Origin of the sequence: Kitasatospora sp. NPDC056327 (assembly GCF_042261735.1) — a bacterium.
Classification (GTDB): Bacteria; Actinomycetota; Actinomycetes; order Streptomycetales; family Streptomycetaceae; genus Kitasatospora.
In genome coordinates, this window is record NZ_JBHJRC010000347.1 from 1 (window position 1) to 8,200 (window position 8,200).

General features: G+C 74.3%; 6 protein-coding genes and 1 pseudogene. 3 read left to right on the plus strand and 4 right to left on the minus strand.

The window, feature by feature from the left end:
* Nucleotides 1-752 (plus strand): annotated as a pseudogene (locus ACFCX4_RS32155) (hypothetical protein); the annotation flags it as partial.
* Nucleotides 753-763: 11 nt separating this feature from the next.
* Here ACFCX4_RS32155 and purU read toward each other — a convergent pair.
* A complete protein-coding gene (gene purU, locus ACFCX4_RS32160; protein ID WP_376150275.1) occupies nt 764-1,630 on the minus strand; it encodes a formyltetrahydrofolate deformylase in 867 nt (288 codons plus the stop codon).
* Between the two features lie 157 nt (nt 1,631-1,787).
* Entirely contained in the window at nt 1,788-2,303 is a 516-nt protein-coding gene (locus ACFCX4_RS32165; RefSeq protein ID WP_376150277.1) for a hypothetical protein, read from the minus strand.
* A gap of 175 nt (nt 2,304-2,478) precedes the next feature.
* Here ACFCX4_RS32165 and ACFCX4_RS32170 point away from each other — a divergent pair, with 175 nt between their 5' ends.
* A complete protein-coding gene (locus ACFCX4_RS32170; protein ID WP_376150279.1) occupies nt 2,479-3,777 on the plus strand; it encodes an ABC transporter substrate-binding protein in 1,299 nt (432 codons plus the stop codon).
* Nucleotides 3,778-3,918: 141 nt separating this feature from the next.
* Here ACFCX4_RS32170 and ACFCX4_RS32175 read toward each other — a convergent pair whose 3' ends face one another.
* Together ACFCX4_RS32175 and ACFCX4_RS32180 are read right to left on the minus strand one after the other, a co-directional pair.
* Entirely contained in the window at nt 3,919-5,103 is a 1,185-nt protein-coding gene (locus tag ACFCX4_RS32175; protein ID WP_376150281.1) for a hypothetical protein, read from the minus strand.
* A gap of 173 nt (nt 5,104-5,276) precedes the next feature.
* Nucleotides 5,277-6,653 carry a transcriptional regulator gene (locus ACFCX4_RS32180; RefSeq protein ID WP_376150283.1) on the minus strand — a complete coding sequence of 459 codons (1,377 nt, stop codon included), beginning with the start codon at nt 6,651-6,653 and terminating at the stop codon, nt 5,277-5,279.
* A gap of 327 nt (nt 6,654-6,980) precedes the next feature.
* Here ACFCX4_RS32180 and ACFCX4_RS32185 point away from each other — a divergent pair, with 327 nt between their 5' ends.
* Nucleotides 6,981-7,688: a bifunctional DNA primase/polymerase gene (locus ACFCX4_RS32185; RefSeq protein ID WP_376150285.1), complete on the plus strand. Its 708-nt coding sequence runs from the start codon at nt 6,981-6,983 to the stop codon at nt 7,686-7,688.
* The last annotated feature ends 512 nt before the right edge of the window (nt 7,689-8,200 follow it).

Consider the following 8,200-nt stretch of genomic DNA (forward strand, 5'->3'; position numbering starts at 1 on the left):
GCACGGGGCCGGGGAGCCCGGCACCGGTGGCCGAGCGCCGGGTCCCGCCGCAGGACGCCGCCCTCCCGCGGCTCCCCCGGGTACCCCCGCAGGGCGGCCGGAGCTGGGAGCGGATCACCGAACGCACCGCCCGGCTCACCGCCGAGCAGGCCGGCCAGCCGCCGCAGCGGATCCGCGCCCGGTGGCGCCGGCACTGCCACCGGCTGGTCCGCACGGCCGCGCTCTCCCCGCAGGGCAACACCCCGGTGGACTTCGGCTTCGCGACCGTCCCGCTCCGGGACGCCTTCGTCGACCGGGCCTTCGAGTGCTACGTGCACGGCGAGGACGTCGCCCGCGCGGTCGCCTACCCGTACGACCCGCCGGCCCCGCAGCACCTCAGGCAGATGATCGACCTGGCCGTGCGGATGCTGCCGCCGGCCCTGGCCGGACGGCGCGCGTCGCGACCGGAGCCCGCGGGGGCGGCGGTCGGCACCCCCGAGGGGCGCCCGGACGCCGGCGGCACCAGGGCGGGCCGCCTGGTCAGGCTGGTGATCGACGGGCCCGCGGCCGGCGAGTGGCTGATACCCCTGGACGGCCCGGAGGCCGGCCCGCCCACCGGGGAGCCGGTGGGCGTGATGGTGCTGGACGGCATGGAGTTCTGCCAGCTGGCGGCCGCGCACCGCGACCCGGACCGGCTGCCGGTCGGCGAGCACGGCGACCGCGCGGCGATCCGCGAGGTGCTGCGCGCGACGCCGCTGCTCTCCCGCCCCTGACGGCCCGGCCCCTACGCGAAGACCACGGTCCGGGTGCCGTTCAGCAGCACCCGGTGCTCGCTGTGCCACTTCACCGCGCGCGCCAGCGCCTGGCACTCGACGTCCCGGCCGAGCGCGACCAGCTGGTCCGGGGTGGTGTCGTGGGTGACCCGGGCCACCTCCTGCTCGATGATCGGGCCCTCGTCGAGGTCGGCGGTGACGTAGTGCGCGGTGGCACCGATCAGCTTGACGCCCCGGACGTGCGCCTGGTGGTAGGGCTTGGCGCCCTTGAAGCTCGGCAGGAAGGAGTGGTGGATGTTGATCACCTTGCCGGAGAGCTCGGTGCAGAGCCGGTCCGAGAGCACCTGCATGTAGCGGGCCAGCACGACCAGTTCGACGTTCTCCTCGGCCACCAGGTCCAGCAGCCGCTGCTCGGCCTCGTCCTTGGTGTCCCTGGTCACCGGGATGTGGTGGAACGGGATGCCGTAGCCCTCGGTGAGGTCACGGAAGTCGGTGTGGTTGGAGACCACCGCGGCGATCTCCACCGGCAGCGCCCCGATCCGGGTGCGGAACAGCAGGTCGTTCAGGCAGTGCCCGAACCGGCTCACCATGAGGACGATCCGCAGCTTCTCCGCGCTGGGGTGGATCTGCCAGTCCATCCCGAAGGAGGCACCGATCGCGGCGAAGCTCGCCCGCAGCTTGTCGACGGTCACCGGCTCGGCGGCGGAGAAGTGCACCCGCATGAAGAACAGACCGCTGTCCCCGTCGCCGAACTGCTGGCTGTCGACGATGTTGCACCCGGTCATGAAGAGGTAGCTGGAGACCGCGTGGACGATGCCCTGCTTGTCGGGGCACGACAGCGTGAGGACGTACTGGGCGCTGGCCGGCTGCTGTTCCACGGTGGGGGTATCCCGTCCTGTGCTCGTGCTGGTGTGAATGCTCCAGCGTGTCACACTCCGGGACGCCCCCCGCCCGGCTGCCCGCACTGCGGGACGGACCGGCCCCGGCCTGCGCGGACGCCCCGCGCGGGCGCCCCGCGGGGGGCCGGGAGCCCGGTCAGACCTGGGTCACGATCCGCAGCACGTCCAGCGACCGCGGCGGCGCGTCCGGGTCCTCGCCGTCGTTGACCGCCAGCCGGACGTGCGCCTCGCGGGCGGCCCGGACGGCCTCCGGCCACCCGTGGTGCTCCAGGTAGGCGGCGGTCGGGGCGTCCGCGCCGACCTCGTGCAGGATCCGCACCACCCGCAGCACCGCGACGTCCACCACGGTGGCCTCGGCGGAGTCGCGGAAGATCGTGCCGACGTACTTCTCCGCCGACCAGCGGTCCAGCCAGGTGTCCTCGACCAGCCGGTAGACGGCGTCGGTCACGTCGCCGTAGCCCTCCAGGCCGGTCAGCCAGGCCTCCTGCTGGAACCCGGGGTCGGAGAGCATGTGCAGGGCCGAGCGGAGCCGGGCCCGCCAGCGCCACCAGGGAAGGTCGTTGAGCGGCATGCCGCCCATCGTGCTGGAGCGGTGGCCCGGACGAGAAGGGTTTCGGGCAGACCGATACGAAGATTCTGTGCTGGCGGACATGGTCAACGATCGTACGTTCCCCGACCGTTCGTGCTCCACTCGCGATCTACACGCGTTTCCCCCCGGATTTCCGTCCCCGTTGGTCATCTGTTGGCTTTACGGCCCTCTCGGCTTGCGGCGCCGGGGATTGGCTGGATCCGGTGCGCAGCACAGCGCGCCAGGGAGGGAAAGACCGATGACCAGCCGTAGGGGCTCGTCCCAGGCCACGCACCCGAACGCGGGACGGCGCCGCCGGCGCCCGATCGCCGCAGCCGCGACCCTCGCGGCTCTGCTCCCAACCCTCTTCTCGGCCTCCGCGTGCGGCGGACCGGCCGACGCCGCCACCGGCAGCGGCGACCTGACCGTGATGACCTGGGCCCCCTCGGGCACCGGTGCGACCGACCGGCCGGGCATGACCGCCCTGGCCGAGGCCATCGGCCGGGACATCAACGCCAAGGGCGGCCTGCACGGCCGCCGGCTGCAGGTGATCACCTGCAACGAGCACAACACCTCCGACGGCGCCAAGGCCTGCGCGCAGCAGGCGGTGGACGCCAAGGCGGTCGCGGTCCTCGGCTCCTACAGCCAGTGGGGCGACGACTTCATGCCCGTCCTGGAGCGCGCCGGGATCCCGCTGATCGGCGGCTACGGCCTGTCCCAGCTGGAGTTCAGCAGCCCGCTGTCCTACCCGGTGGGCGGCGGCCTGCCGGCCCTGATCGGCGGCAGCGGCCGTCAGCTGGTCGAGGCCGGCTGCAAGGCCGTGGCGCTGATCCGCCCGGACACGCCGGCCGGCGACAACCTGCTCGGCTACCTGGGCAACGCGCTCAAGCCGGCCGGGATCAAGCTGCTGGACGTCAAGGCGCCGGAGAAGTCCAACGACTACGGCCCGGTGGTCCGCAAGGCGATCGGCGGCGACCAGCAGGGCAACTGCGTCACCAGCGCGCTGGGCGCCGAGCCGACCGGCAACCTGCTGGACGCCTTCCGCCGGACCGGCGCGAAGAACACCCGGGTCGCCTCGGTGATCGGCAGCGTGCAGCAGTCGGTGGTCGACTCCACCGGCGGCGACAACGGCCCGCTGGCCGGCGCCTTCGTCACCGGCTGGTACCCGCCGGAATCGGCCAAGACCTGGGACGGGCTGCGCGCGGTGATCCGCGGCGAGAGCGCGGGCCGGCACATCGACGCCGCCGACCCCGGGGTGCAGACCACCTGGGTCGCCTACGAGGTGTTCCGCCAGATCGCCGACCGGCTGAGCGCGGCCGGGCGCCCGATCGGCAACAAGACGGTCACCGGGCTGCTGGACGGCGGGGAGCAGATCGACGTGGGGCTCACCCCGCCGCTGAACTGGTCCACCACCAACATGCTGCCGAGCACCGAGTCGCCGCGGCTGGTGAACACCTGGGTCACCTACCAGGTGGTCAAGGGCGGGCAGCTCACCCTGGACCGGCCCGGCTTCGTGGACGTGCGCTGGGTGCTCACCGGGGGCAGGCCGCCGGCCTGAGCCCGCGCTCCCCGCGATCGTCAGGGGCCCGGCCGCACCGGCGGCCGGGCCCCGGCCGTTTCCGGGACCGCCCGCCGTCGCCGGGGCGGGCCCGGCCGGACCGGGCGCGACCGGCGCGACCGGCGCGACCGGCGCGACCGCTCAGAGGTCGCCGTCGGTCCGGGTGGGCAGACCGGTCTGGCCGGCCACGGTGTTCCAGAGCCCGGCCGCCTGCTTCTTGGCGGTGGTGGCGGTGCCGCTCGCGGCGACCGCGTTCTTGTAGTGCTGATTGTCGTTCTTCTTCGGGTCGCAGCCGCCCTGCGCGTCCCCGGCCCAGGCCGCGTACTCGTCGTCGGCGGTCGCCGAGGCCGTCCAGGCCGCGTTCAGCTGCTCGACCAACTGCGGTCCGCCGGAGAGCTTGTCGGTCTTCAGCCCCGCCAGCTTGGTCTGGAGCTCACGGCGCTGGCCCGCCGCGGCGGTCAGCGCCTGCTGCGACTCGGGAAGCTTCTCGCACTTCTGCACCGAGGCGACCGCGCCGATCACGGCCTGCCGGCTGTCGTTGGCGGTGCCGAGCAGGTCGGAGAGCGCCTGGGCCTGCGCCTTGACCTCCGGAGAGACCGAGGCGGTCGACGGGGCGGCGCTCGGAGCGGTGGCGGCGGTCGTGCCGCCGCCGGTGACCACGGGGACCGCCTGCTTGTCCGGGCCGGTCGGCTCGTCGTCCTTGTCCAGCAGCACCACGACCAGCACGGCCGCCGCGAGGCAACCCGCCACCACGGCGCCGATGACCAGCTTGGAGGAGGAACGGCCGCCGCGTCCGCCGTCCCGCGCCGCCGGCGCCCCGCCCGGGTACTCCTGACCGGCCGGCGGACGGCCCTGGAAGCCCGGCGCGGCGTAGCCGGGCTGAGCGGGCGGGTAGCCCCCCGGGGTCTGCGGGTCCCCCGCCGGGTACGTCGGCAGGTACTGGGTGGCCTGGCCCGGGTCGACCGGGGCGGCCGGATAACCCGGCTGCGGCGCACCGCCCCAGCCGGGCTGGGCGCCCGCCGACTGGGCCGGGATGGCCTGGGTCGGCAGCGCGCTGTCGCCGAGGTACTCCGGCTGTCCGGACGGCGGACCCTGGTACGGGCCGGCCGGCTGGCCCGGGTACGGCTGGACCTGCCGGCCCGGGTACCCCGGCTGCTGCCCCTGCGGCGGGCCCGCCTGCTGCCCGGCGTGCGGTCCCGCCGGCGGCCCCGGCTGCTGCCCCTGCGGCGGGCCCGCCTGCTGACCCTGCTGCTGACCCGGCTCCGGGCGGAACAGGTCGTCCAGGTTGAAGTCACCCGAGTTGGGATACGAGCGGCGCTGGCTCAACGCGATTCCTCACCTGTGCACGCCCGCGCGCTGACGGCGGACCACATCTCGTCGGTTCTTGGGAGCATCACAGTTCCTTGGACGTCGCGCCCACGCTACCGGTTCACCGAACCGGCCGACCACGTGGGCGGACATCCCTCACCGACCCTGCACGCTCCCCGCCGACCGTCGTCTCAGGCGGCCTCGGCCTCCGCCCGGGCCTGGAACTCGCGGACCACCCGCTGCTCCCGGAAGGGCTCCAGCCGGCGCCGGAACTCGTCCAGGTACTCCACGCCGCGGTTGGACCGCAGTCCGCTGAGCAGCCGGACCGCCTGGGCCCCGGTCTCGCAGGCCCGTTCGAGGTCGCGCTGCTGCAGCTGCGCCGTCGCCAGCAGGACGAGGTCCACCGCCCGGCGCCGCACCCGGGTCGGCGGGTGCAGGTCGAGCGCCCGGCGGGCGTAGTGCTCGGCCTGGCCGGCCTGTTCGAGATCCCGGTGGCAGTGGGCCAGTTCGTCGGCGAGGTAGGCGTCGTCGAAGTGCACGATCCAGTCCGGGTCGTCCTCCGGACGGCGCTTCTCCATCATCTCCAGCGCCTTGGCGGCCACCGCCTCGCAGGCCTTGGCGTCGCCGAGCAGGGCGTGCCCGCGCGCCTCCGCCGCGTAGAACATCGCCATCGCGGTGGGGGTGGCCACCGTCCGCGCCCCCTCCTGGGCGGCCCGGGCGAGCTGGGCGATCTCCCGCGGGTTGCCCAGGGTCGCCGCGAGGTGGCTCATCGAGGCGGCCAGCACGTACCCGCCGTAGCCGCGGTCGTCCGCGGCCTGGGCGAGGCGCAGCGCCTGGATGTAGTAGCGCTGGGCCAGGCCTGGCTGGCCGGTGTCCACCGCCATGTAGCCCGCCAGCTCGGTCAGCCGCGCGACGGCGGCGAAGAGCTGACGCCCGGTCTCGTCCCGGTAGGAGCCGCCGAGCAGCCCGGAGACCACGCTGTTGAGGTAGTGCACCACCACCGGGCGGACGTGCCCGCTGCCGAACCGGTGGTCGAGGTCGACCAGCATCGCGGTGGTCGCCTTGACGGCCGCGACGTCGGTCGGACCGACCCTGGTGCCGCCGGTGCGGGCCACCACCGGGTCGGGCGGGGTGATCAGCCAGTCCCGGCTGGGCTCGACCAGCGCGGAGGCCGCCACCGTCGCCCCGGTCAGGAAGTCCCGGCGGCCGACGTCGCTGCGCCACAGCTCGCAGACCTGCTCCAGGGCGGCGCCGATCGTCGGCGCGAACTGCAGCCCGATCCCCGAGCTGAGGTTCTTGCCGTCGGCCATGCCGATCTCCTCGACCGACACGCTGCGGCCGAGCTTTCGCCCCAGCGCCTCGGCGATCACCGCCGGCGCCTGTCCGCGCGGTTGCTGGCCGCGGAGCCAGCGTGCGACGGAGGTCTTGTCGTAGCGCAGGTCCAGACCGTGTTCGGCTCCGCAGAGATTGACTCTCCGTGCCAGTCCGGCGTTGGAGCAGCTGGCCTCCTGGATCAGCTGCTGGAGACGCTCGTTGGGCTGTCGTGCGACAAGTGGTCTCGCGGCCATTGGGCTTCGCCTCCCCACACCCTCCGGTCCCGGCCGGCGGGCGACGCTTTCTGCTGATCTCTGTTGCCGAGTTGCCGACTGTCCGACCGTTCAAGGAAACTGACACAAGGTTAGCGATCAGCAACGCCAGCGGGATACCCACGGTGACGATCCCCACCCCCCACGCGCCCGGGAAAATGCTCCCGTGCGCCCCCACTGCGCCCACCCCGCCTCCCCCCGGCGCGCTCCCGCACGGTCCGTCTCACCGGTTCGGGTGAATTGCCACCACCTGGTGCAACGGCCCGGACCCGGCCGTAACCCGCCTCACGCACGGTAGTTGAGCACCCCGTGGATGACATTCCCGACTCCCCCGACCGGGGCTCCGACGCCGGACCGCCCGCGCTGCTCGTCGAAGCCGTCGGCTATGCCGAGACCCGTCACTGGGAGGTCGCCCCGGGCGCCTGGCTGATCGACGGCGACGGGTCCGCCCGTTGCTCCTGCGGGGAGCGGCGGTGCGCGCTGCCCGGCGCCCACCCGATCGACACGGACTGGGCACGTCGGGCGTGCGCCGGTCCGGGCGCGGTGCGGCACTGGTGGACGGAGCGCCCGGAGGCGTCGATCCTGCTGCCCACCGGCCGCTCCTTCGACGTGCTGGACGTCCCGGAGGTGGCCGGCTGCCTGGCGCTGGCCCGGATGGAGCGGATGGGACTGCAGCTCGGGCCGGTGGCGGTGGTCCCGGCCGCGCCGGGACGGTCCGGCCGGCGGCTGCACTTCCTGGTGCTGCCCGGGGTGGCGGCCAGGCTGCCGGAGATGCTCCGCCGGCTGGGCTGGCAGCCCGGCCGGCTGGACCTGGTGGCGCGCGGCGAGGGGGACTGGACGGTGGCCCCGCCGTCCCGGGTCGGCCCGGGCGGCTTCGCCCAGTGGGCCCGCTCGCCGTCCGCGTTCAACCGCTGGCTGCCGGACGCCGCCGAGCTGGTCAGTCCGCTGGCCTACGCCTGCGCACGCGAGGCGCGGTCCGCCGCCGGGCGTTCCGGCCGGCCGGTGGGGGTGCGCTGACCGCTCCACGCGCCGCACCACCGGTACCGCCGGCCGCCGGACGGCCGGCCCCGGATCCGCCGCCCCTGCGCCGATCGGGTGAGGGGCGTGCACCGCGCGAGACCCCGCGCACCCGTGACGGGCCCTGTCTCCCACCGGAGGCGGGGCCCGTCATACGCATGTGCGGATAAGGGTTCGGTGTACCCGCTGCTCAACGGCGAAAGCCCCTCGTACGAGTGACAACACTCAAGGATTGTCTTGATCGGCCGAGTGGCAGAACTACCGACGTGAGGGGCCGCCGGACGGGGCGCTCGGACGGGGAAGCCGGGCGGGGCGGACGGGAGGGACGGAGGGGAACCGGAGGGGAGCGGGAGGGACGGGAGGGGCAGGGCGGGGCCGTGGTACCGGCCGGGTTCGGGGAGGCCGGTGCCACGGAAGCGGGAGGGACGGGGAGGGCCGGCGGGGGGGGGGGGCCCCCGGGGGGCCCCCCCCCCGCGCCATAAAAAAAAAAAAAAACCCCCCAAACCAAAAAA